This is a genomic window from Mycobacterium sp. SM3041 (genome assembly GCF_039668335.1).
In the GTDB taxonomy this organism is placed as follows: domain Bacteria; phylum Actinomycetota; class Actinomycetes; order Mycobacteriales; family Mycobacteriaceae; genus Mycobacterium.
This window is the reverse complement of sequence record NZ_JAYXBQ010000054.1, coordinates 12,253-36,730: the sequence shown is the minus strand read 5'-3', so window position 1 is coordinate 36,730 and position 24,478 is coordinate 12,253. Positions and strand designations below refer to the sequence as shown.

The 24,478-nt window shown below is 68.0% G+C and carries 20 protein-coding genes; 14 read left to right on the top strand and 6 right to left on the bottom strand.

Annotated elements, in window-relative coordinates; translation table 11 throughout:
- Window positions 1-5: 5 nt before the first annotated feature.
- Window positions 6-1,166 (bottom strand): acyl-CoA dehydrogenase family protein, encoded by a 1,161-nt coding sequence (locus VXD91_RS19150; protein WP_346416124.1) that lies wholly within the window; start codon window positions 1,164-1,166, stop codon window positions 6-8.
- Window positions 1,167-1,259: 93 nt separating this feature from the next.
- Between VXD91_RS19150 and VXD91_RS19145 the strand changes: the two genes are divergently transcribed.
- The 3 genes from VXD91_RS19145 to rnhA are packed head-to-tail and all read left to right on the top strand — an operon-like array spanning window position 1,260 to window position 2,940.
- Complete coding sequence (locus VXD91_RS19145; RefSeq protein WP_020099003.1) at window positions 1,260-1,838, top strand: TetR/AcrR family transcriptional regulator; 579 nt, start codon at window positions 1,260-1,262, stop codon at window positions 1,836-1,838.
- Entirely contained in the window at window positions 1,835-2,467 is a 633-nt protein-coding gene (locus VXD91_RS19140; RefSeq protein WP_346416123.1) for a glyoxalase, read from the top strand. Before VXD91_RS19145 ends, VXD91_RS19140 begins: the two co-directional genes overlap by 4 nt.
- Window positions 2,464-2,940, top strand: a complete 477-nt coding sequence (gene rnhA / locus VXD91_RS19135) for a ribonuclease HI (protein WP_212813016.1) — start codon at window positions 2,464-2,466, stop codon at window positions 2,938-2,940. The genes VXD91_RS19140 and rnhA overlap by 4 nt, the downstream gene beginning before the upstream one ends.
- 45 nt (window positions 2,941-2,985) lie before the next feature.
- On the opposite strand, the gene ligD is transcribed toward rnhA, so the two are convergent.
- Window positions 2,986-5,226: a non-homologous end-joining DNA ligase gene (gene ligD, locus VXD91_RS19130; protein ID WP_346416122.1), complete on the bottom strand. Its 2,241-nt coding sequence runs from the start codon at window positions 5,224-5,226 to the stop codon at window positions 2,986-2,988.
- Window positions 5,227-5,272: 46 nt separating this feature from the next.
- Between ligD and VXD91_RS19125 the strand changes: the two genes are divergently transcribed.
- From VXD91_RS19125 to VXD91_RS19110, 4 genes are all read left to right on the top strand, one after another.
- Window positions 5,273-6,121 (top strand): Ku protein, encoded by an 849-nt coding sequence (locus tag VXD91_RS19125; RefSeq protein ID WP_318987163.1) that lies wholly within the window; start codon window positions 5,273-5,275, stop codon window positions 6,119-6,121.
- 244 nt (window positions 6,122-6,365) lie between these two features.
- Window positions 6,366-7,157, top strand: a complete 792-nt coding sequence (locus tag VXD91_RS19120) for an SDR family oxidoreductase (RefSeq protein WP_318987178.1) — start codon at window positions 6,366-6,368, stop codon at window positions 7,155-7,157.
- A gap of 11 nt (window positions 7,158-7,168) precedes the next feature.
- Entirely contained in the window at window positions 7,169-8,245 is a 1,077-nt protein-coding gene (locus VXD91_RS19115) for a diacylglycerol kinase (RefSeq protein WP_346416121.1), read from the top strand.
- A gap of 125 nt (window positions 8,246-8,370) precedes the next feature.
- The gene (locus tag VXD91_RS19110; protein ID WP_346416120.1) at window positions 8,371-10,047 is read left to right on the top strand and encodes a hypothetical protein; all 1,677 of its coding nucleotides are present in this window, start codon (window positions 8,371-8,373) and stop codon (window positions 10,045-10,047) included.
- Between the two features lie 68 nt (window positions 10,048-10,115).
- Here the strand turns inward: VXD91_RS19110 and VXD91_RS19105 are convergent, their stop codons facing one another.
- The gene (locus tag VXD91_RS19105; RefSeq protein ID WP_346416119.1) at window positions 10,116-11,003 is read right to left on the bottom strand and encodes a LysR family transcriptional regulator; all 888 of its coding nucleotides are present in this window, start codon (window positions 11,001-11,003) and stop codon (window positions 10,116-10,118) included.
- An 83-nt stretch (window positions 11,004-11,086) separates the two neighbouring features.
- Here VXD91_RS19105 and VXD91_RS19100 point away from each other — a divergent pair, with 83 nt between their 5' ends.
- Together VXD91_RS19100 and VXD91_RS19095 are read left to right on the top strand one after the other, a co-directional pair.
- On the top strand, window positions 11,087-13,618 hold the full coding sequence (locus VXD91_RS19100; protein WP_346416118.1) for an AAA family ATPase: 2,532 nt from the start codon (window positions 11,087-11,089) through the stop codon (window positions 13,616-13,618).
- Window positions 13,619-13,691: 73 nt separating this feature from the next.
- Complete coding sequence (locus VXD91_RS19095; RefSeq protein ID WP_346416117.1) at window positions 13,692-14,927, top strand: Nramp family divalent metal transporter; 1,236 nt, start codon at window positions 13,692-13,694, stop codon at window positions 14,925-14,927.
- Here VXD91_RS19095 and VXD91_RS19090 read toward each other — a convergent pair.
- The 3 genes from VXD91_RS19090 to VXD91_RS19080 are packed head-to-tail and all read right to left on the bottom strand — an operon-like array spanning window position 14,917 to window position 18,500.
- Window positions 14,917-16,119, bottom strand: coding sequence for a SidA/IucD/PvdA family monooxygenase (locus tag VXD91_RS19090; RefSeq protein WP_318987177.1), 1,203 nt, complete (start codon window positions 16,117-16,119; stop codon window positions 14,917-14,919). The genes VXD91_RS19095 and VXD91_RS19090 overlap by 11 nt on opposite strands.
- Window positions 16,120-16,129: 10 nt before the next feature.
- Window positions 16,130-16,939, bottom strand: a complete 810-nt coding sequence (locus VXD91_RS19085) for a GNAT family N-acyltransferase (protein ID WP_318987157.1) — start codon at window positions 16,937-16,939, stop codon at window positions 16,130-16,132.
- Window positions 16,940-16,985: 46 nt separating this feature from the next.
- Complete coding sequence (locus tag VXD91_RS19080) at window positions 16,986-18,500, bottom strand: MFS transporter (protein WP_318987176.1); 1,515 nt, start codon at window positions 18,498-18,500, stop codon at window positions 16,986-16,988.
- Between the two features lie 64 nt (window positions 18,501-18,564).
- Between VXD91_RS19080 and VXD91_RS19075 the strand changes: the two genes are divergently transcribed.
- The 5 genes from VXD91_RS19075 to VXD91_RS19055 all read left to right on the top strand — a co-directional run bounded on the left by VXD91_RS19075 (window position 18,565) and on the right by VXD91_RS19055 (window position 24,473).
- Window positions 18,565-19,386 carry a TIGR03621 family F420-dependent LLM class oxidoreductase gene (locus VXD91_RS19075; RefSeq protein WP_318987156.1) on the top strand — a complete coding sequence of 274 codons (822 nt, stop codon included), beginning with the start codon at window positions 18,565-18,567 and terminating at the stop codon, window positions 19,384-19,386.
- 51 nt (window positions 19,387-19,437) lie between these two features.
- Window positions 19,438-19,995, top strand: coding sequence for a type 1 glutamine amidotransferase domain-containing protein (locus VXD91_RS19070; RefSeq protein ID WP_060999312.1), 558 nt, complete (start codon window positions 19,438-19,440; stop codon window positions 19,993-19,995).
- Window positions 19,996-20,017: 22 nt separating this feature from the next.
- A complete protein-coding gene (locus tag VXD91_RS19065) occupies window positions 20,018-22,162 on the top strand; it encodes an MDR family MFS transporter (RefSeq protein ID WP_346416116.1) in 2,145 nt (714 codons plus the stop codon).
- Window positions 22,163-22,509: 347 nt separating this feature from the next.
- Window positions 22,510-22,893: a heme-binding protein gene (locus VXD91_RS19060; RefSeq protein ID WP_318987154.1), complete on the top strand. Its 384-nt coding sequence runs from the start codon at window positions 22,510-22,512 to the stop codon at window positions 22,891-22,893.
- Between the two features lie 2 nt (window positions 22,894-22,895).
- Window positions 22,896-24,473 carry an FAD-dependent oxidoreductase gene (locus VXD91_RS19055; protein ID WP_346416115.1) on the top strand — a complete coding sequence of 526 codons (1,578 nt, stop codon included), beginning with the start codon at window positions 22,896-22,898 and terminating at the stop codon, window positions 24,471-24,473.
- The last annotated feature ends 5 nt before the right edge of the window (window positions 24,474-24,478 follow it).

Genomic DNA, 24,478 nt, shown 5'->3' with positions numbered 1-24,478 from the left:
CTGGATCACAGCGTGCGGCTGATGATCTCCTTCATGATTTCGCTTGTGCCGCCGTAGATCTTGTTCACGCGCGCCGCGGCGTAGGCCCGGCCGATCGGGTACTCCATCATGTAGCCGTACCCGCCGAAGAACTGCACACAGCGGTCGACGACGGCCACGGCCCGGTCCGCGGCGATCAGCTTTCCCATGGAGGCGATCGCCGGATCGTTGTCGCCGTCGATCAGCGACTGCACGCAGTAGTCCACCGTGGTCTTGATGGACAGCACCTCGGCCTTGAGCTCGGCGAGCTGGAATCGGTTGTGCTGGAAGTTGATCAGCGGTTTGCCGAAGGCCTCGCGCTGCTTGGTGTACTTGATGGCCTCCAGCACCGCGGCCTCGGCCATGCCGGCGCAGATCGATCCGATGACGAGCCGTTCGCGGGCCAGCTGCGACATCAGCTGGTAGAAGCCCAGACCTTCCTGCTCACCGAGCAGGTTGGTGACCGGCACGCGCATGTCGCTGAAGAACAGCTCGCGGGTGTCCTGGCCGTGCTGACCGACCTTCTCCAGCACCCGGCCGCGCTCGAAGCCCGGCAGGTCGTTGACCTCGGCGACGATCAGCGACACCCCGGCCGCGCCCTGCGTGGGATCGGTCTTGGCGACGATCACCACCATGTCGCACAGAGATCCGTTGGAGATGAAGGTCTTTGAGCCGTTGATGACGTAGTGGTCGCCATCGCGGATGGCGGTGGTGCGGACGGCCTGCAGGTCCGAACCAGTGCCCGGCTCGGTCATCGCGATGGCCAGCACCGTCTCGCCGCTGATGATCTTCGGCATCCAACGGGCCTTCTGCTCCGCGTTGCCGTAGGTGTCGATGTAGTGCGCCACGATCGGCGAGTGCACCGACCAGCCCGAGGCCGAATCATGAGCCAGCGCAAACTCTTCGGCCACCACGGCCGAGAAGCCGAAGTCACCGCCCGCGCCGCCGTACTCCTCGGGCAGGTCCAGGCCGAGCAGGCCGGCGTCGCCGAGCTTGTTCCAGAACTCGCGGTCGACCTGGTGGTTCTTGGCCCACCGCTCCTGGTTGGGCGTGGCCTCCTTGGCCAGGAACGCCGCCGCGTGCTGACGCAGCTCGCGGTGCTGATCGGTCTCCCAGCTGGCCCGGTACTTCGGGAAGAGCTCTGACATTGGTCCACCTCGCTAAATTCTGCGCGCTATACAACTGTATAGGCCCCTGTTCATGTGTACAGTACATTGATCCGGTTGCCGATGGGAGGTCTGATGGTTGATCCGAGGGCAACTGTCGACGACCTGACAGCCAAAGCGCGCATCCGCAACACCGCGCTGGACCTGTACGCCAAACACGGCGAAGACCGAATCTCGTTGCGCGCCATCGCCGCGGAGGCAGGCGTCGCGGTCGGGCTGGTGCAGCACCACTTCAAGACCAAGGCCGGCCTGCGGAACGCGGTGGACCAGCTGGTGGTCGACTACTTCGCGGGTGCGCTTGCCGAGGTGCCCGAAGACGCCTCCACCGCCGTGCGCGACGCCGCCGTCCGCGACATGCTGCGGGCCAATCCGGCGGTGGTCGACTACGTGCGCCGGGCCCTGCTGCAACCGAACGTCGCCGACAGCCACCTGGTCGACGTCATCGTCGACCTCACGCAACGCGAGGTCCGGGCGGCCCGCAAGACCGGTCGCGCCTCGACCACGCGCCGCGAGAACACCCAGGTCGTCGCCGTGCTCGCCCGGCAGATGGGCGAACTACTGTTGGCGCCCATGGTCGACGCGGTGTGGGCACGGGTGGCGCCGGATACGAAACCGCCACGACTCCGGGTGACGGTCGACGAGGCCGGGCAATGACCGTCAGCGTCGATGAATTCGAGGTCGCCGACCCCGCCGACGCGTGGACCGCGGCCGGCTTCACCGTCGAGCCGGACGGCGTATGCCGGGTCGGCGGCGTCCGTATGCGGTTGGTCGGACGCGAGCGTGGCACGGGCATCGTCGGATGGGCACTGCGCGGCGTGCCGTCCGACCAGCCGCTCGACGGCATCCCCACCACGCGATCGGACGCGCCGCCGCCGACGCCCGCCGAGCACCCCAACGGCGCGGTATCGGTCGACCACGTCGTGCTGCTGTCACCCGACTTGAAACGGACCGTCGCGGCGCTGGCGGCCGTCGACGTCCATCCGCGCCGCGAACGGGACGGCGAACTGGGCGGCCGGCCGATGCGGCAGATCTTCTTCCGGCTGGGCGAGGTGATCCTCGAGGTCGTCGGGTCGCCCGGCGCCACGGGCGACGGCCCGTCCACGTTGTGGGGCCTGACCTACGTCGTCGACGACATCGATGCCACCGCCGCCTTCTTCGCTGACCGCACCGCGCCCGTCAAACCGGCGGTGCAACCCGGACGCCGGATCACCACGCTGCGGCATCACGAATTCGGGATGTCGGTCCGCACGGCGATGATCTCGGCACCTATTCTCAGCCGATGAGCGACTCCGCTACCGACGACGTCGTGGTCATCCACACCGACGGCGGCTGCCGCCCCAACCCCGGCCCCGGCGGCTGGGGTGCGGTGCTGCGCATGCGCCATCACGTGCGCGAAATGTTCGGCGGCGAGGCCGGTGAAACCAGCAACAACCGCATGGAGCTGATGGCGCCGATCATGGCGCTCGAGGCGTTGACGCGGCCTGTCGTGGTGCACCTGCACACCGACAGCACCTACGTCCGCAACGGCATCACCAAGTGGGTGTACGGCTGGGAGCGCAACGGCTGGATGACGGCGTCGAAGCAGCCCGTGAAGAACGTCGACCTGTGGCAGCGGCTGCAGGCGGCCTGCGCCCGGCACCAGGTCGAGTGGTTCTGGGTCAAGGGGCACTCCGGCATCACCGACAACGAGTTGGCCGATCAGCTGGCGACGCGCGGGCTGGAAGAGGCCGTCGCCGCCGCACTCTGCCTGCCGTGATTTGTGCACGAAAATCCGCGCCTGCCGCGGAAAATCGTGCACAAATCACTCCCAGGTGACCTCTGCGGGCGTCTTGTCGGGGCGGAGGCCACGCCAGCTGGGCTGGCGCAAGCGGTTGTCCGTGGTGCGCTCGCTGTAGCGCACCTCGCCCACCAGTTCGGGCCGCACGTAGGTCACGCCTTTGGCATCCAGGGTGGAAAGCGGTGCGGTAAAAGGTGATTCGCGCGTCTCGAGCGGCTTGAGTATCGCCTTCAGATCAGCCAGCATCTTGTCGGTGAACCCGGTACCGACGCGGCCGGCGAACTGCAGGCCGTCGCCTTCGGGAACCCCGACCAGCAGCGCCCCGATACCGCTGGTGCGGCCGCCCTCCCCGGCCCGCCAGCCGCCGATCACCACTTCCTGTGTGCGCCAGAACTTGTCCTTCACCCAGGCCTCCGACCGCCCCGGCCGGTACCCCGAATCCCATTTCTTCGCGACCACCCCTTCATAGCCGCGCTCATCGGCGAACTTCAGGGGGTCTTCCGCCGGCAGCAGTGGCGGTACCGTCAGCGCACCGTCAGAGGCCAAGGTCTCCAACAACTTTCGCCGATCCCGGTACTTCGCGCGGGTCAGGTCGCGTCCGTCGAGGGACAGGATGTCGAAACACCAGAATTCGATGTGGCTGCCGGATCCGCGGTTCTGCATGGCCTGGAAGCTCGGCACACCGTCCTGCAACGCCACCACCTCGCCGTCGAGGATCACGTGGTGGTCGGCGAGATCGGCTGCCAACGACTGCAGTTGCGGGAATTCTCCCGTGACGTCACGGCCGCTGCGAGCGGTCAGCCGAATTCGGCCGTGGTCGGCGTCGACCAGGAGCCGGTAGCCGTCCCACTTTCCTTCGAAGGCCCAGTGGTCCGGAGACAGCCGGCCCACCGAGCCGTGCGTGGCCAGCATGGGTTGCAGCCGTTGCTCTTTCATCCGGCGCACCAGCCAGTTCTTACCTTCGGTCTGGATCAGCACGTAGCGCCCGGAGACCCGGCTGCCGTGGAGGTTGACGATGACCTCGCCGTTTTCGCCTGGGTCCCGGAACTTTTCGGTGTCGTAGGTGCCCGAATCCCAGATCGTGACGTGCCCGCCGCCGTATTCGCCCTTGGGGATGTCGCCTTCGAAGGTGGCGTACTCCAGCGGGTGGTCTTCGGTGTGCACCGCCAGGTGGTTGACGGTCGAGGTGTCCGGAAGGTTCTTCGGGACAGCCCAACTGACCAGCACGCCGTCGCGTTCGAGCCGGAAGTCGTAGTGCAGCCGGCGGGCGTGGTGTTCTTGGATGACGAAGCGGTTGTTGAGACCCGATGCGGGCGGGGCCGCGGGCACCGGCTCCGGCGTGCGACCGGGGTCCCGCATGCTGCGGTAGGTGGTGAGCCGGTCGGCCACCGGCGCGTCGCCGTCCATGTCCGCGAGCAGATCGCCGTCGTCGGCCAGGCGGGCCAGCACCTCGTCGAACCGCAGCTGGCGCAACTCGGGATCGTCGAGTTCCTCCCAGGTACGCGGCGCCGCCACCGTCGGCTCGTCGCGGCCGCGCAACGAGTACGGTGCCACCGTCGTCTTGGCCGCGGAGTTCTGGCTCCAGTCCAGAAACACCTTGCCGGCCCGCAGACTGCGGGTCATGGTCGCGGTGACCAGCCCACCCATCGACGATTCGAGTTGCTGGGCAACACGTTTGGCGACAGCCGACGCACCGCGGGAGCTGACGGGCGAGGCCAGCGGCACATACAGGTGTAAACCCTTACTGCCGCTGGTCACCGGATGGGCCTCCAGATCCATGCCGGCGACGAGTTCGCGGACGGCACGCGCCACCTCGCACAACTGCGCCATCGTGACACCCTCGCCCGGATCCAGGTCGAACACGATGCGTGTCGCGGGCCCGGGCGCCGGGGCCTCGCCCGGCCCGCCGCCCCCACCGACAAAGCGCCATTGCGGCACATGCACTTCCAACGACGCCTGTTGGGCGATCCAGGCCAGCCCCTCGGGCGTGTCGATGATCGGATAGACGGTGGTTCCGCTGCGATGCGTGATGGCGCCGCGCTCCAGCCACTCCGGCGCCGACGACGCCAGCTGCTTCTCGAAGAACGGCTGCTGCGCAACACCATTGGGCCACCGTTTACGGGTGACGGGACGGCCCGCGATGTGCGGCAACATCGCGCCGGCGACGGCGAGGTAATAGTCGAAAACGTCGGCCTTGGTGGTGCCGGTCGCCGGATAGAGCACCTTGTCGGGGTTGGTCAGCCGCACCCGTCCGAATTGCTCCACACCTCAAGTATCCAAGCCACGGCGCGATCATGGGCCATACTGGGGTATGCGGTCCATCTGGAAGGGGTCAGTCGCCTTCGGTCTGGTCAATGTGCCGGTGAAGGTGTACAGCGCCACTGAGGATCACGACATCAAGTTTCATCAGGTGCACGCCAAGGACAACGGCCGCATCCGATACAAGCGGGTGTGCGAGGTCTGCGGCGAGGTCGTCGAGTTTCGGGATATCGCCAAGTCTTTCGAATCGGAGGACGGCCAGACCGTCATCATCACCGACGAGGACATCGCCACGCTGCCGGAAGAGCGCAGCCGCGAGATCGAGGTCGTCGAGTTCGTCCCGGCCGAGCAGATCGATCCGCTCATGTACGACCGCAGTTATTTCCTCGAGCCGGACTCGAAGTCCTCGAAGTCGTACGTGCTGCTGGCCCAGACGTTGGCGCAGACCGACCGCGTGGCCATCGTGCATTTCTCGCTGCGTAACAAGACGCGGCTGGCGGCGTTGCGCGTCAAGGATTTCGGCAAGCGCAACGTGATGATCGTGCACACGCTGCTGTGGCCCGACGAGATTCGCGATCCGGATTTCCCGGTGCTGGACAAGGAAGTCGAGATCAAGAAGGCCGAGCTGACGATGGCCGGCCAGGTGGTGGACTCGATGACCGAGGACTTCCAGCCCGAGCAGTTCCACGACACCTACCGCGAGCAGATGGAAGAGCTCATCGAAGCCAAGATCGCGGGCGGCGAGGCGTTCACCACCGAGGAAGCGGCGACCGAGCTGGACGCGACCGAGGACGTCTCCGATCTGCTGGCCAAGCTGGAGGCCAGCGTGAAGTCGCGGAAGTCCACCGCCAAGGCCGGCTCGAAGTCCGGCGCCAAGTCCAGCGCGAAGTCGCGGTCCTGAGCGGTCGGCGGTCTCTCACCGGGGCCGCCCGCGCGTCCTACGACGAACGTGTCGCTTTTGTCTGGTTTCGCCCGCCGATCCGGTCCAAACCTGCACGCTCGCCATAGCACCCCACGTGTACGTATCAGCCGGAGCGGTCAACGCATTCGCAGCAATTGAAACGTGTTCTAGAAATTCGTTCCCGCGGCGTCCCAAACTTGCTAGCGTGCCTAACAACGACCACGACGACGCGAGTGAGGCACACGTGATTCTGGACAGATTCCGGCTCGACGACCAGGTAGCGGTGGTGACCGGCGCGGGCCGCGGCCTCGGCGCGGCCATTGCCGTCGCATTCGCCGAAGCCGGTGCTGACGTGCTGATTGCCGCGCGGACCGAGTCTCAGTTGCACGAGGTCGCCGCGCAGGTCGAGGCCGCCGGCCGCAAGGCGCACGTCATCGCCGCCGACCTCGCCCACCCGGACGAGACCGCCAAGCTCGCCGCCGCGGCGGTCGAGGCGTTCGGCCGACTAGATGTCGTCGTCAACAACGTCGGCGGCACCATGCCCGGGCCGCTGATGTACACCTCGCCGCAGGATCTCAAAGACGCCTTCACCTTCAACGTCGCCACCGCGCACGCACTGACACAGGCGGCGGTCCCGCTGATGCTGGAGCACGCCGGCGGTGGCAGCGTCATCAACATCACCTCGGCCGTCGGCCGGCTGGCGGGCCGCGGATTCGCCGCATACGGCACGGCCAAAGCGGCACTCGCGCACTACACCAAGCTCGCCGCCATGGACCTGTGCCCGAAGATCCGGGTCAACGGCATCGCGCCCGGTTCGATCCTGACCTCCGCGCTGGACATCGTCGCCTCCAACGAGGCGTTACGCGACCCCATGGAGAAGGCCACCCCGATGCGCCGCCTCGGCGACCCGGAGGACATCGCGGCCGCCGCGCTGTACCTGGCCTCCCCGGCCGGTGCCTACGTCACCGGCAAGGTGCTGGAGGTCGACGGCGGCCTCACGTTTCCCAACCTTGATCTCCCCATCCCGGACCTGTGAGGAACGTCTGCATGCCCATCAAAGTCGCCGCAGTCGGCACTGGCAACGTCGGCCGCCATGCCCTGACTCAGCTCATCAATGACCCCGCCTACGAACTGACCGGCGTCTGGGTGTCCTCTGCCGCCAAGGCCGGCAAAGACGCCGGAGAGCTTGCCGGACTTGATATTTCGACCGGCGTCACGGCCACCGACGACCTCGACGCCATCTTGGCGAGCAAGCCCGACTGCGTCGTCTACACGGCGATGGCAGACAACCGGCTGCCCGAGGCGCTGGAGGACTACCGCCGCATCCTGGCCGCCGGGATCAACGTCGTCGCCAGTGCGGCGGTGTTCCTGCAGTATCCGTGGCAGGTGCTGCCCGCCGAACTGATCGCGCCGCTCGAAGACGCCGCACAACAAGGCGGTTCGTCGCTGTTTGTGAACGGCATCGACCCGGGCTTCGCCAATGACCTTCTCCCCCTTGCCCTCATGGGCACCTGTCAGAGCGTCGAGCAGGTCCGGTGCATGGAGATCGTCGACTACGCCACCTACGACAGCGCGACGGTGATGTTCGACGTGATGGGCTTCGGCAAGCCCATCGATGAGTTACCGATGCTGCTGCAGCCCGGCGTGCTGAGCCTGGCGTGGGGTTCGGTCGTGCGGCAGTTGGCCGCGGGTCTCGGCATCGAACTCGACGAGGTGACCGAGACGCACACCCGGGTGCCCGCGCCCGAGGACTTCGACATCGCGTCGGGCCACATCCCGGCGGGCACGACGGCAGCCATGCGGTTCGAGGTGCGCGGCATGAAGGACGGCCACCCGGCCGTCGTCCTCGAGCACATCACCCGCCTCCGTGACGATCTCTGCCCCGACTGGCCCCAACCCGCGCAGGAGGGCGGCTCGTACCGCGTCGAGGTGACCGGCGAGCCGTCGTACGCCCTGGACCTGTGCCTGAGCAGCGGCAAGGGCGACCACAATCACGCCGGACTCGTTGCCACCGCTGCCCGCGTCGTGAACGCGATCCCGGCGGTCGTGGCCGCCGAGCCGGGCATCCGCACGACGCTGGATCTGCCGCTCATCACCGGGAAAGGGCTGTACCGGCGCGTCTGACGCCGTCGAAAATAGAGTCATTCGTCGCTAGCGGGCGACCCACCTCTCGAAGCCAGAATCAGGGCGAACTTACGCGAAAGTCAGTTCGCCGAATGTCCGATTCTGAGCCTTTGAAAGGGCCCGCCATGCACACCGCCGCTCGACCGTTCGCTTCCGTCGGCGTGTCCCTGGCCGGGGCCGCGGCTATCGCCGTCGCCCCGGTCATGGCGCCGACCGTCAGTACCCAGATTCACCACATGGAAGCTCAGATCGAGCGCACCGCGGTACGTCTGACCGCCACCATCAACCCCTTCGAGGCGTACGCGCAGGCGTTCAACAACACCGTCGCCAGCCTGCAGACCATCGTGAGCACGGCACAGACCAACGGGCCGACGCCGATCCTGACCGCGGCCCTCAACAACCAACTCGCCGCGCTGCAGGACCTGCTGAAGCTGGTGTCGTCGCCGGGTTCGGTCAAGGTCGACCCGACTCCGCAGCCGGCCGTGCCGTTCGCACCGGCGCCGCCGCTGTTGAACGCGCTGGGCAGCACCCTCGGCCAGATCGGGACCAATCTGACGACGGCCGTGCCACCGCTGTTGGCGGCCGCCGTCAACGATCTGACGAAGGGCAACGTCGAGGATGCGACGAATCAGCTGCTCCTGGTCGGGTTGAACGCGCTGATCCCGCTGACCAATCTGCTGGCGCCGGCGCTCAACTCCATCGCCTACCCGCTGCAGGGCCTCGTCAGCGCGATCGACAAGCTCGGCCCGCTGGGCGTCATCGCCGCCAACCCACTGCAGAACGCGGTCAACGTCCTCAACACCCTGAACCAGGGCTTCGGCGGGCTGCAACCGTCGAACGCCCTCGTCATCGTCGGCGGCCTCCTCGGCCCGCTGATCCAGGCGCCTGCCGCGCTGGGCGCCGCCGTGCAGGACGTCATCGACGCCACGCGCACCGGCGATCTCGGCAAGGTCGCCACCTCGCTCATCTCGATTCCCGCCACCGTCCTCAACGGTGTCCTCAACGGCGGCTACGGCCCGGACCTGTCGACCGTGATCGATACCGGGCTCCCCGGCGTGCCGCTGTACGCAGGCGGGCTGCTGACCTCGTTCGGCATCAACATCGGTGACGGACCACTGGGCTTCACCGTCAATCTGCCCGGTCCGGTGGCCGCGCTGCAGCTGCTGCAGAAGCTGGTTGCGGGTGCGCTCAAGCCGCCGCCGATCACGACGACCAAGACGGCGGCGGCCAACGCTGTGCCGGCCACCGATGCGACGACGATCGCCCTGCCGGCAGCGACCACCGTGAAGGCGTTGCCCGCCAAGGCAGCAACGGAGACCGCACAGCCGGCTGACCGGCCCACGACGAAGACCGACACCACGAAGACGGATACCCCGAAGACGGATCCGACGAGCTCGGCGGATACCGCCACGAAACCGGCTGTGACAAAACCGGATTCGTCGACGGGTACCGGCGCGGATGGCGGCAAGGACACCGCGACCGACACCAGCGGCGCGGCCAAGCCCGCGGACACCAGCGGCAGCACGTCCGGCAGCAGCGGCACCGTAGCCACCGGCACCGGCACCGGTACCGGCAGCGGCAAGACGCCCACCACGGGACAAGGCAAGGGCGCTGACCACGCCTCAGGTGGGGACTCCTCATCCGGCGCCGACGGCGGCGACACCAAGGCCGGCACCAAGGGCAGCACCCCGGGCGGAACGAAGACCGAAACCAAGCCGGCCAAGACCGGAACCACGAAGCCCGCCAAGGCATCCCACGACGCCGGGCACACCAAGGAGGGCACGGGCACGCACGCCAAGTAGCAGTCGAATGTCGGCTTGTGGTCGAGGATGTCGACGATCGTCGACCACAAGCCGACACTCCCGATGAGCTAGCCTGGCGCCGCCTGGATCAGCATGTCGGCCAGGGCCGCGGTGGCCGGTGTCAGGCGGTCCCTGGGCTGCGACGCCAGATAGACCTGCCACCTGACAGATTGCCGCAATTCGATGGCGCGCAGATCGTCGAACTGTGCGCATTCCGACGCGGGCATGAAGGTGGTCCCGAGCCCCTGGCGAACCAGTTCACCGATAACGGAGAAGCCGGCAGGAATCACATGGACGGGACGCGATTGGACGCCTGCGGCCAGAAAAGCGTTGTCCAGCAAGGACCGGAAGCCCCAGTCGGGTGGGAACCCGATCAGGTCCTCCCCCGCCAGTTCGAGCAGACCGGCCGCGTTCTGGGCTGCCATCGGGTGATCGTCGCGGCACACGAACACCATCGGTTCCTCGAACATCAGCCGCATCTCGAGCTGTGGCGGAAATCTGTTGGGCACCGAGACCAGCGCCAGGTCCAACGAGCCGTCGACGAGTGCCGAGAGGTATGCCGAGGCGCCAGATTGATTGAGTTGCAATCGAAGTCGTACAAAGGGGTGCTCTCGATGGAACTCTCCGAGCACCTGGGCGACATTCATCGGCCCGTAGGAGATCAATGACCCGAATTCGACGCTGCCCATCAGCCGGCCGCGACTGGACGCGACCGATTCCGCGGCTGAGCCCGCGACGCGCAACAGTTCGTGCGCCTGGGCGAGAAATCGTTCACCGGCGACCGTGAGTTCGATCTGCTGACGGGAGCGATCGAACAACTGCACACCGAGCTCACGTTCCAGCTTCGCGATCGATGTCGAGACGGCGGACTGCACGACGTGGACGCGGCGTGCCGCGCGGGTGAAGCTGCGCTCGATGGCGACCGCCACGAAGTGCTCCACCTGCCGTAACTCCACGCGCCAGATTATCTACGGCGTAGATGGAAGTTATCAATATCTGTCGTTAGACGTGCTGACCGATCGGATGTCTCATGGTGCGTGTGAATACCGCGTCGACGCGGCTGATCGGCCGCGACGCGGAACTCACGGTCCTGCGGAACGCCATCGCCACACCACCGCACGGGCAGGTGATTGTCATCTCCGGGGCCTTGGGCTCGGGCAAGACGTCCCTGCTCACGATTGCCCAGCAACAAGCAGACGCGTCAGGTCATCGCGTCCTCGGGATCGCCGGATTACCCGGAGAGACCGGCACTCCGCTGGGCGGCCTGCACCGGCTACTGCGGGCGTTGAACGGCGCCGAGGCCAACCCCTACGGGCGCGCCGACATCATCGAGACCCTTTTCAGCACACCGCTGTTCGGCGATCAGATCCACACCGCGCGACTGGCCACGGCGCTGCTCGAACTCTTGGACGCGGTGCCGCGGCAACAGCCGGTCCTGGTCACTGTCGACGACGCGCATTGGCTCGATGACCAATCCCGCAGCGTCCTCTTGTTCGCCGCCCGACGCAGTGCCGGCCGCCCGGTCACCGTGGCGCTGACCCTGCCCGACACCGTCGCGGCAACGGGTCTGGCAGGCCGATCCGCCGTCGAAATCCCGCTCAGACCAATGAATCTCGACGAGTCGCTCAGGCTGTTGGAGGCGCAACCCACACCGCCGAGCGGAGTCCTGCGCGAGCAGATCGTGAAGCAATCCGCGGGTAATGCCGCGGCGATCATCCACTTTTCCAGTTCGACCGCCGGCCCGGCGGCCATGGCGGGCCAGGCCCCGGACCCCCTGCCCCTGCCGATCAACGTGCAAGCCATCTACGCGCAGCATCTGGCGCATCTGCCCGCGGCCACGCGTGCGGCGCTCGTCGTCGTCGCCGCGGCGTCTGCCGCAGATCTGCGCGTGCTGCCCCCGGGCGCGCTGGCCGACCCGGCTGCCCTGGCGCCGGCGGAGACCGCGGGCATCATGCGGATCGAGGCGGCGCGCATCAGCCCCGTCAACCCGCTCATCCGCTCCGCGGCCTACTACGGGGCGCCACTGGCCGCCCGGCAGGACGCACATCGACTCCTGGCCGATGCACTGCATGCGTTGCCGCAGCGCCAGACCTGGCACCGCGCCCATGCGGCGTCAGCCACCACGCACAGTCCGCATGACCGGATTCGCGCACTGACCGCCCACGGGATGGCGACGATGTGGAACGACGGCCAGGCCGCTGCCGCGACGCTGCTGGCCGCAGCCGACGAAGCGCTCCAACTGGAACCCGCGCTGGCCTGGGAACCGCTACGCGTTGCGGCCGCCGCGGCATTCCTGTCCGGCGACCCGGCCACCTATCAAGACACAGCGAAAACGCTTCAGCGACTTGATGACTCGGTACCGGCGGCCACAAGGAGCGCATCGACATCACGGCTGTGGGTCCGGGCGGTGACCGACGCCCCGCACGCACGCGCCGAGTTGGCGTCTTTCAGCACCCGGCCGATCGACGGATTCGGAGTGCTGGATCTGAGCCTGATCGGGCTCGCCGCCGGAGTCACCGACGAGTCAGAGCTCGGCATCCGGACGCTACGTGCCGCCCAATCCCTGATGACGCAACATGATTCGACGACGGGGCATGCCCTCACGACGGCGATGCTGGCGTGGTCGTGCGTCGACACCGGGCGCTGGGACGAGGCGCTTCGTATCACGGGCCACTTGCGCACGCTCGGGGCCGTCAGCGATCAGCCGTTGGTCGCCGCCACCGGGGACCTGATCAGAGCAACAGTCACCGCGCGGCGCGGCGACACCACGTCCGCGCGAGATCAGCTGACCGCTGCCCTCGACGTGCTGGATTTCCACGACAACCGCCTGCACTCGGCGCGGGCACACCACATCCTCGGGCAGATCAATCTCGTCGATGGCAACGACCTCGGGGCCTACGGCCATCTGGCCGAGTTGTTCAGCGATTCCGGCGCACCGCTGCACCCGCACGTCTCCTTCCGCGCTCTCGTCGACTACGCCGAAGCAGCCATGCGCACGGGCATGGTCGACGACGCACGGCGCAGATTCAGCGCGGCACTGACCCACCTCTCACCACCGCACTCCGCGCGCCTCGACCAGTTGGTGAACCACGCCTCGGCCCTCCTCGGCGCCGGCGACACCGGCGACACCCTCGCCCGGACGCTGGCCGACGCCGCAGGTGAGCAGTGGCCCTTCGAACGCGCGCGGTTGCGGCTCAGCTACTCGGGCTGGCTCCGGCGCAGTCGACGACGCAAAGAAGCGCGCCGGCACATCTCCGCCGCACTGGCGACGTTCGAAACGCTCGGCGCCAGACCGTGGCTGGAAATCTGCGCCCGGGAGCTGCGCGCTTCCGGAGTTCCGACGACGGCACCCGCGACGCCGTCCACCGGACGGTTGAGTCCCCAGGAGCATCAGGTTGTCTATCTGGCCGGCCGCGGTTTGACGAACCCGCAGATCGCGGCCCGGCTTCAACTCTCGACGCGCACCGTCTCCGGGTACCTCTACCGCTCATTTCCGAAGCTGGGCGTGACCAGCCGGCATCAGATCCGCGACATCCCGCCGCCACCCGACGGGCGCTCGACGGCCGGCTGACCGGGTTTCCACAATCCCCAGATTTCGGCTAACCTAACTTTTCTATTCGCAAACCCGGATAGAGAGTGAGTGCATGCTGACCGAGACCCGCGCACCGTCGCGCTCGTCGCGCCCGACCTGGTCCCTGTTGGGTCCCGCGTTCGTCGCTGCCATCGCCTACGTGGACCCGGGCAACGTCGCGGCCAACATCAGCGCAGGCGCGAAGTTCGGGTTCCTGCTGGTGTGGGTCATCCTGCTGGCCAACATCATGGCCGGCCTGGTGCAGTACCTGTCCGCCAAGCTGGGCCTGACGACCGGCCGGTCTCTGCCGGAGCTGGTCGCCGAGAACTGCCGCACGCCCACCCGGCTCGCATTCTGGGTGCAGGCCGAAATGGTCGCCGTGGCAACCGATCTCGCCGAAGTGGTGGGCGGCGCCATCGCGCTGCAACTGTTGTTCGGGCTGCCCATGCTGGCGGGCGGCGTGATCACCGGCGTGGTCTCGATGTGCCTGCTGTCGGTGCAGAACCGGGGCAGCCAGCGCGCGTTCGAACGCATCATCGCGGGGCTGCTGATGATCATCACCATCGGCTTCCTCACCAGCCTCATCGTCGACCCACCCGCGCCCGGCGCCGTGCTCGGCGGCGTCGTGCCGCACTTCGCCGGACCCGAGAGCCTCCTGCTGGCCACCGCGATCCTGGGTGCGACGGTCATGCCGCACGTGGTCTACCTGCACTCCGGCCTGGCCCGCGACCGGCACGGCAAGCCCGAGACCGGCGCTCCGCTGCGCCACATGCTGCGCGTCACCCGCTTCGACGTCGGCCTGGCGATGGTGGTCGCGGGCGCGGTGAACCTGTCGATGCTGCTGGTCGCGGCGACGCATCTGCAGGGGGTGGCAGGCACCGACACCATCGCGGGTGCGCACGCCGCCGTCGGCAACGCCCTGGGCCCCGCGGTCGCGCTGTGCTTCGCGGTCGGTCTGCTGGCTTCGGGCCTGGCGTCCTCATCGGTCGGTGCGTACGCCGGGGCCATGATCATGCAGGGCCTGCTCAATCGGTCGTATCCACTCTTGCTGCGCCGGGCCGTCACGGTGATTCCGGCGCTGGTCGTGCTGGCCGTCGGCTTCGACCCGACGCGCGCGCTGGTCATCTCGCAGGTGGTGCTGTCGTTCGGCATTCCGTTCGCGCTCATCCCGTTGGTCCGCCTGACCAGCAACCGCGCCGTGATGGGCGAGAACATCAACCACCGCCTCGTCACGACACTGGGATGGGCTGTGGCCGTGCTGATCTCGGCCCTCAATGTGGTGCTGATCTACCTGACCGTCACAGGCTGATCGCCGCCGCGATCTCGCCGCTGCGAACGGCCACGTTCGACAGCAGCGTCGCGCCGAGCCCGTGGCTGTGTTCGACGGTCGCGCCGTTGAGGTAGATGTCCCCGGGCGCGCCCGGCCGGGCCACCAACTTGTAGTCCCGGGTCGCCAAGGGACGGCCCCGCTCATCGAACTCGTAGCAGGACGCCAGCTCGCCCAGGAACGCCGGCACATCCATCGGCGCGTAGCCGGTCGCGTACACCACGGCATCGCAGCGCACGGTCTCGGTCGTGTTGTCGATGCGATTGTGCAGGCCCAGCCGGACCTCCGCGCCGTCTTCGTCGGCGCCGGTGACAGTGCAGGCCCGGTGCAGGAACAACCGGCGGTCCCCGCTCACGCGTTCGCTGTACTCGCGTTCATACAGTTCCGCGATGAGGTCGACGTCGACGGCCGAGTAGTTGGCCGACCGGTGGTAGTCGAGCAGCCGCTGACGTTCCACGCCGTCCGCACCGTAGAACTCGTCGACCGCGGCGGGATCGAAGATGCGGTTCACGAAGGCACTGTCGTCGGCGAGGCTGTACCCGTACCGCCCGAACACCGCGTGCACCTCGGCGCGCGGGTAGGTGCGGTGCAGGTAGGAAACCACCTCGGCGGCGCTCTGCCCCGCGCCCACCACGGCGAACCGGCCACGCTCCACCGGACCGAGAGCAGCCACCCCACTGAGTAATTGGTGGCTGTGCCACTGGCGCAGGCTCGAGCGCGTGCCCGGGGGCAGCACCGGGTGCAGGCCCGTGCCCAGCACCAGGGTGCGCGCCGAGATGACCTCGTCGGGTTCCAGATGCACCGCGAATCCCGCGTCCCCTGCCGTCACGCCGACCACGCGGCGGCCGTAGCGCACGTCGGCGGCGAACTGATCCGCGGCCCACTGCAGGTAGTCGTGGAATTCGTGCCGGCTGGGAAAGACGTCATGGCGGCCGATGAAGTCGACGAGCCTGCCCCGATCACTCAGGTAGTTGACGAACGTGAACGCGCTCCGCGGATTGCGCAGCGTCGCCAGGTCTTTGAGGAACGGAATCTGCATCCGGGTGCCGGGCAGCAGCATGTCGCGGTGCCAGCCGAACCGCTGCTGGGCATCGACGAATCGGCCGCGCACGCCACGCTCGGCGAGGGCCACGGCCAGCGCCAGATTCGACGGTCCGAACCCGACGCCCAGCATGTCGGGGTTCTCAGGTCTGGACATGGTTGCGGGTGAGCCGGGCCAGGTAGAGCTGGTGCACCATGTCCCGATTGATCAGCACCACGAAGTCGGCCATGTCGAATTCCGGGTCGTACGACGGTTCCCCACAGATCACGCCGCCGATCCGCAGGCTGCCGGCCACCATCGGCGGAATCCGCACCCGACCGGGATCGGGCAGCTCAGCGAGCGGTATTCCGTTGACCTGCACCGGGTTTCGTGGTGTCACGCGAAACTCCGGCGGCGCCGGGTGCTGCCGGTACGCCCGGTCGAGAACGCCGCGCACCAGCGCACCACGCGAACCGCCGTCCGCCATGCGCACCGAGAGGCTGCCGATCGCCCACTGGTAGCCGGTGAGTTCCTGGTAGCGCAGGATGCCGGCCCACAGCATCGCCATGACCGCGCCACTGCGATGGTCGGGATGCACGCTGGCCCGGCCCAACTCGACCAGCGACGGTCGCAACGCGTCGATGCCCGCACCGAGCTCGAAGTTGGTGTCGGTGAAGATGCCGCCGGCCGCCCGCGCGCCGTCCGGGGGCAGCAACCGGTAGCAGCCGACGATCGCCCCGGTCTGTTCGTCCCGGGCCAGCAGGTGATCGCTGTAGGCATCGAAGCGGTCGATGTCGATCATCTCGCCGGTGCGCGGTCCGCGAATCGCTTGTGGCAGTGCGGCCCCCAGCTCTTCGGCGAACGTCTGGTACCGCAGGCGCTGCGCCGCTTCGATCTCATCGGGGTCGTCGGAGATGACGATGCTGTAGCGGCCGGAATCGGTCGCTGGGATGAGAACAGCAGCGCCGAACATAAGATTCGAAACTATCCGCATTGCGGCGCGGCCGTAGCAACTTCGGCTAATCCACAGACTCTGCACGGATTGTTTGCCGGGTGCCCGTCCGGATGAGCAGCGCCACGAACAGCGTGGCCGTGGTGGCGGCGAGCGCGGCGGCGGTCAACGCGGACTGCAGGCCGGCGGCACCGGCTTCCCGTGCGAGCGTCGCGAGCGCGGGGCGCAGCCTGTCGGGCACGACCTCGAGCGCCCGCAACCCGGCGCCGGCCGCCAACCCGTCACTGAGCTGCCGGCGCGCTTCGGCGCCGAGTCCCGGTACTGCGGAAAGCCGCGACGTGGCAAGGTCGCCCGCGTGCCGGCTGAACAACGCGCCGAGTCCGGCCACGCCGGCCAGAATCCCGACCTGCCGCGCCGTGCTGACCGTCCCCGTCGCCATCCCGGCGTCGGCCACCGGCACGAAGCGCAGCGCCGCGTCCGACGTCAACGCGGACAGGCCGCCGAGTCCCAACCCGGCCACGACCGACCCCGAGACGAAGTGCGTCCACGTCGTGTTCGCGTTTACTGCGGTCATCATCCACATACCCACGGCAATCAATGCGACGCCGGCCGGGATGGTGGCGGCCACCGGTATCCGCCGCGCCGCGGCCATCGCCATCGGGGCACCCAGGACGATGGCCAGCGTCAGCGGCAGCGAGCGCAAGCCGGCTCCAAAGGGACTGAACCCCAACGTGTTCATGAAGTACAACGCCAGGTAGTTCGTCGACGCGATCAGCGTCCCGGTCGCGGCGAACGCGGCCAGGGAGACACCCGCGAAACCGGGACCGGCGAGCAGCCGCACGTCGAGCATCGGCTCGGCCAGGCGGGACTCGCGCAGCCCGAAGGCGGCCAGCGCGACCACACAGAAAGCACTCAGTCCCAACATGATCGGGCTGCCCCAGCCGAAGTGGTTGCCCTCGATCAGCACATACACGCCCGCGAACAGTGCCGCCGTCAACACCACCGTGCCCCAGATGTCGACCGGACGGGACCGCGGGACGACGCTTTCGGGGACAGCGAATATGACGATGTACAGCGCGACCACGCCGACCGGCAGGTTGATCAAGAAGATCGACGGCCACCCGTACGCGGTGACGAGCGCACCGCCCAGCAGCGGCCCGACGGCGCCGCCCGCCCCCATCGCCGCGCCGTATGCCGCGATGGCGCCCGCCCGTTGCCGCGCATCGGGGAACGCGGCCGCGAGCATCGGCAACGACACCCCGAGCAGCACCGCGCCGGCCGCGCCCTGCACCGCCCGCAGCCCGTTGAGCGCATCGATGTTGAGGGCGAGCGCGCACCCGGCCGACGCGAACATGAACACCACCAGGCCACCGAGGTACAACCGCCGCCGCCCCAGCCGGTCCCCCACCGTCGCCGCGGTGAGCAGCAATCCGGCCATCGGCAGGGCGTAGGCGTCGACCACCCACTGCAATCCGGACAGCGGCGCGTGCAGGGCAGCCTGCATGTCGGCCAACGCCGCGGCGACGATCGTCATGTCGAGCAGCAGCATGAACACCACCACGCAGACCGCGGTCAGTGTCAGTCTGGGGCGCACACCTGCAGTTTGCACCGGCGTGCACGCCCCGCGCGTCCGTAAGGTCGAACCCATGACGAGAGATTTCCGTTTCGGCGTCGGCCTGCGGCACACCGACAGCCGGTCAGCGGTCCAGGAGGCGGCGCGCCGCGGTGAGGACCTCGGCTACGACGTCCTCCTGGTGCCCGACCATCTGGGCGCTCCGGCGCCGTTTCCGGTGCTGGCGACCGCCGCCGCGGCGAGCAGCACGCTGCACCTGGGCACCTTCGTGTTCAACGCGTGCTTCTACAAGCCCGCGCTGCTGGCCCGCGACATCGCGGCCATGCGCGACCTGACCGAGGGACGTTTCGAGGCGGGCCTCGGTGCCGGGTACGTCAAGGAAGAGTTCGATGCCGCCGAACTGCCGTTCCCCAGTGCCGGGAAACGGGTGGAGTACACCGCGCACGTCACCTCGTATCTGCGCACCCACCTGCCCGAGGTGCCGGTGATGATCGCCGGTGCCGGCGACAAGTTGCTGACGGTCGCCGCCCAGCAGGCACAGATCATCGGGCTGACCGGCGGCGGCCCGCCGTCCCCCGACCACGACCCGCTCGCTGAGCGAATCTCGTTCGTGCGCAACGCCGCCGGCGACCGGTTCGATGAGCTGGAGCTGAACCTGGCCATCACCGCGGTGCCGACCGACGGGTCCGGGATACCGAACCTGTCCATGACCCGGCGCTTCCAGCCCGACCTCAGCGACGCCGAGTTGTTGGCGACACCGGGCGCCCTCAGCGGCAGCACCACCGACATGGCCGACCGGATCCGCGACCTGCGGGATCGCTACGGGGTGAGCTACTTCATTGTCCAGCAACAGCATTCGGAGGCCTTCGCGAAGGTCATCGCAGAACTGCGCTGACGGCGTGACCGGCCACGTTTGGGCGACGGCTGCGGGGGTATGAACAGCCACGTGCTCAAGGAACTGCAAGGCCGCCGGATCGCCATCCTGGCCGCCGACGGGGTCGAGAGAGTCGAGCTCGAGGAACCGCGCGCCGCGGTGGAGGAGGCCGGCGGCGCCGTCGAGGTGTTGTCGATCAAGGCCGGTGAAATCCAGGCCCGCAATCACGACCTCGAACCGGCGGGCAGCATCGCGGTGGACCGCACCGTCGGTGAGGTGCGCGTCGACGCATTCGACGCGCTGATCCTGCCGGGCGGCACGGTGAACCCTGACAAGTTGCGGGTCGACGACACCGCGGTGGCGTTCGTCGGCGACTTCGTGCGCTCCGGCAAGCCCGTCGCCGCCATCTGTCACGGCCCGTGGACCCTCGTCGAGGCCGATGTCGTGCGCGACCGCAAGGTGACCAGCTACCCGAGTGTGCGCACCGATCTGCGTAACGCCGGGGCCACCGTCGTCGATGAAGCAGTGTGTATCGACGGCAATCTCATCACCAGCCGTTCGCCCTCCGATCTACCGGCGTTCTGCGAGGCCATCACCGAGGCATTGGCGAGCAGTCCGGCCCAGACCTGAGGTCAGCCGGCTCATGACAGCCATGACCACACAGAACCCCGCTGAGGTGCCGGACGCAGCTCCCGGTATCCGCCAGCGCAACTTCGTCTTCCTGGCCGTCGTCCTCGGGATGCTGCTGGCCGCGCTCGACCAGACCATCGTGGCGACAGCCCTGCCGACCGTCGTCGCCGACCTCGGCGGCGCCGGCCATCAGTCCTGGGTCGTCACCAGTTACCTGCTCGCCTCGACGATCGTGACCGCGGTGGTCGGCAAGCTCGGTGACATCTTCGGCCGCAAGAAGGTGTTCCAGGTCGCGATCCTGCTGTTCCTGGCCGGCTCGGTCCTGTGTGGGCTCTCGGGATCGATGGGGATGCTCGTCGCGTCGCGGGCACTGCAGGGCCTGGGTGGTGGCGCCATCACCGTGACGGCCGTCGCGGTGATCGGTGAGGTCATCCCGCTGCGCGAAAGAGGCAAGTACCAAGGCGCTTTGGGCGCGGTGTTCGGTGTCACGACCGTCGTCGGCCCGTTGCTCGGCGGGCTGTTCACCGACCATCTGGGGTGGCGGTGGGCGTTCTGGATCAACGTGCCGGTGGCGGTGGTGGTCATCGGGATCGCGGCAGTTGCCATACCCGAACTGGCGCGCGCCGGGCGACCCGTCGTCGACTACGCGGGCATCGTGCTGGTCGGCCTCGGCGCTGCCGGCCTGACGCTGGCGACCAGCTGGGGCGGCACCACGTATGCCTGGGGCTCGGCGACGATCATCGGATTGTTCGTCGCCTCGGCCGTGGCCATCGCAGGCTTCGTCATGGTGGAACGCCGTGCGCCCGAACCGATTCTGCCGATCCGTCTGTTCGCGAACCCGGTCTTCACGGTGTGCTGTGTGCTGTCGTTCGTCGTCGGGTTTGCGATGCTGGGTGCGCTGACGTTCCTGCCGACCTACATGCAGTTCATCGACGGTGTTTCGGCAACCGCGTCCGGGCTGCGGACCTTGCCCATGGTGGCCGGTCTGCTCGTCACCTCGCTGGGCAGCGGCGCGATCGTGGGCCGCACAGGGCAATACCGGATCTTCCCGATCGCCGGTACGGCCATCATGGCGCTGGGGTTCGTGCTGCTGTCACGGATGGACGCCGACACCTCGACGCTGACCCAGTCACTGTTCCTGCTGATCCTCGGCACCGGTATCGGGCTCAGCATGCAGGTGCTGATTCTCGTGGTGCAGAACACCGTCGACTTCGCCGACCTGGGTGTCGCCACCTCCGGTGTGACGTTCTTCCGCACCATCGGAAGTTCCTTTGGTGCCGCGATTTTCGGCTCGATGTTTGCGAACTTCCTCGGCGACAGGGTCCCGTCGGCCATGCGATCGAGCGGCGCGCCACCCGACGCGGCGACGTCCCCGAAAGTGCTGCACAGCCTTCCGCACGACACCGCCGCCCCGATCATCAACGCCTACGCCGATTCCCTGAGCCAGGTGTTCCTGTTGGCGGCGCCCGTCGCGATCGTCGGCTTCGTCCTGGCGCTGTTCCTCAAACAGGTGCCGCTGCGTGACGCTGCCGCCAGTGGCAGCACCGACATGGGCGAGGGCTTCGGCATGCCGACCACCGAGTCGCCGGAGAAACTCATCGAAGTCGCCGTCGGCCGGTTGTTGCAGCGCAGCAACGGCATCGATCTCGAAGCCGTGGCCCGCACCACGAACAGCCGCCTGGGGACGGCGCAACTGTGGGCACTGATGCTGATCTACCGCTATGCCTCAGTGACCGGGGCCGCGGATCTGCTCGACATCGCAGACGATCGACGGGTGCCACGTCAGGTCCTCGAACCGACCTTCGATCGCCTGGTGGCCACCGGATTCGCGACGCACTCCGGAACCGAATACTCGCTGACGCCGGCCGGTTCCGCCGAGGTGGGTGCGGCCCGCAACGTGATCACGAGTTGGATCACCGAAACCCTCACGCAGTCAGACGAATTCCAGGGCGTGCCCGAGCGCATCCATGTCCAGAGCGCGCTCGAGCGCATCGCCCGTGGTCTGCTGACCGAACGGGAGTCGGCCCGGCCGGAGCGGCGGCCGACGAAACTCGGTCCGCCCCAACAGTTTATCGCCGAGCAACCCACGACCCGCATGCGCGCGGCGCGGCCCGACGAACCCCCGACCCGGCCGTTCCGCCCCCACGCGACGCTGCCGCGCGGCTGACCGGACCGGCGTCGTCCCCACACATGGTGGCCGGGACGGTCCTGTTTGCGGCTGAACCGTCCCGGCGGTGCCAGTACGGAGCGACCGGGCGCCCGGATCTGTGGACCGGAGAGAGCGACGGCGATGTCTGAGCCACTCCGGCGGGGCGTCGCGATCGGATCCGACCGACGGTGGCTGAATACCCGCTCCGGTGCGTTGAAACACGCACTGTGGATGAGAGACAGCAAAAGCCGATGGGTTCAGATTCGCCACCGCGGGTATATGACGACCGACGCCTGGCGGATGCCGTCCAGCCGTATCGGCTGAGCTGCGTCCAGTCGGCAACGAAACACCGAGGAGGACATGTTATGAGGCTTTCAACTCGACTCGCGGGTCTGATCCCGGTACTGGCCGCCGTACCGGCCTGCCTGAGCCTGATCACCCCCGCGAACGCCATTGCAGAAACCGACTGCAGCCCGGAATCTGTTGCGAACACCGTCAGTTCGGCCACCGGTGCGGCCAGCAACTACCTGACAGCGCATCCCGATGCCAATCAGGTTGTGGTGGCGTCCTATTCGCAGCCGCGGCCGGTGGCATCGGCCAACCTCCGGGCCTACTTCACGGCCCACCCCCAGCAGTATCAGGATTTGCGCGGAATTCTGGCGCCGATCGGTGACACTCAGCAGCGGTGCAACGTGACGGTGCTGTCACCCGAAATGGCCTCCGCCTACGCCGAATTCATGGCCGGCTAGGCATGGCGGTGACCGGACCTCCAGAAGGTTGCCACCTGACCTCGTTGTGGTTGGCCGACCGTGAGATGTCGCCGTCCTCGCCCCCGGCGCCGGCGCCGGAGTCGACCGACATGGCGTCGCCCGCCGACGTGGTCGTGATCGGCGCCGGCATCACCGGGCTGACCACTGCCGTGCTCCTGGCCCGGGCGGGCAAGAACGTCACGGTTGTCGAGGCACGGCATGTGGGTGCCGGCACGACCGGCAACACCACAGGCAAATTGAGCGTCTTGCAGGGCAGCAAGCTGGCGCGCATCGCCGCGAAGCACAACGCGGATGTGCTGCGCGACTATGTCCGCGGCAACGCCGAGGGGCGTGACTGGCTGGTGCGGCATTGCGAGAACCACGCGATCCCGTGGCAGGCCGAAGCCGACCACGCCTACGCCCAGACGTTCTCCGGCGTCGCCACGGCGCGCGACACGTTCAGCGCCTGCCAGGAAGCGGGATTGACGCAAGCGCAGTGGGTCGACTCCGCCGATGTGCCGTTCCCGTTCCATGGCGGCGTGCGGCTACCCGAACAGGCGCAGCTCGACCCGATGCCCCTGCTGAACAGTCTGGCGGTGGAACTCGAGAGCCACGGCGGCACACTGTTACAGGGCGTCCGCGCGCTGTCGGTGGCCGACGACGGCTTGGTGCGCGTGGCATTGCAGGCCACACATCCGACGGTCGACACCGCCGGCTCCAACATGTCGGTCACGGCGCATCGGTGCATCCTGGCGACCGGAACGCCGATCCTGGACCGCGGCGGCTTCTTCGCGCGGCTGACGGCGAAACGCTCCTACTGTGTGGCATTCGACATCACGCGCGAGGCGACGGGCGGCATGTTCATCTCGGTCGATTCGCCCACCCGGTCGGTGCGTTACGCGCCATCCGCGAGCGGTGAGAAGCTCATCGTCGGTGGCGCCGGCCATCCGGTGGGCCGTGCCCACGCGCCAGCGCACGACGTGGCCGAGCTCGCCAAGTGGGCGGAACTGCACTACCCGGGTGCCCACCCGACGCACTTCTGGTCGGCCCAGGACTATTCGCCCATCGACGAGTTGCCGTACGTCGGACCACTACTCCCGGGCTACGAAAAGATCCGGGTGGCAACGGGTTTCGACAAGTGGGGGCTGACCAATGGCGTCGCGGCAGCGCTGGTCCTGGCCGCGCAGATGCTCGGCGGCCACATCGAGTGGGCTCGCGCGTTCGACAGTTGGAGTCCGCACGAGCTGCGCGGGATGACCGCCGCCCTGCGCGCGAATCTCGAGGTCGGACTCAATCTGGCCAAAGGCTGGATCACGCCGATCTCCGCGTCGCCGGATGGCCTGTGCGAAGGCGGCGGGGTGGTCAGCGGGCTCCCGTGGCAGCTACGCGCCGACAGCCTGGTCGACGGAAAACAACACACCGTGTCGGCGATCTGTCCGCACCTGGGCGGCGTGGTGCGGTGGAACGACGCCGACCGGGCCTGGGAGTGTCCGCTGCACGGCTCGCGGTTCGCACCGGACGGGCGGCTCCTGGAAGGGCCCGCCACCCGAGGTCTCGCGCCGAAAACCCGGGCACGATAACCGAG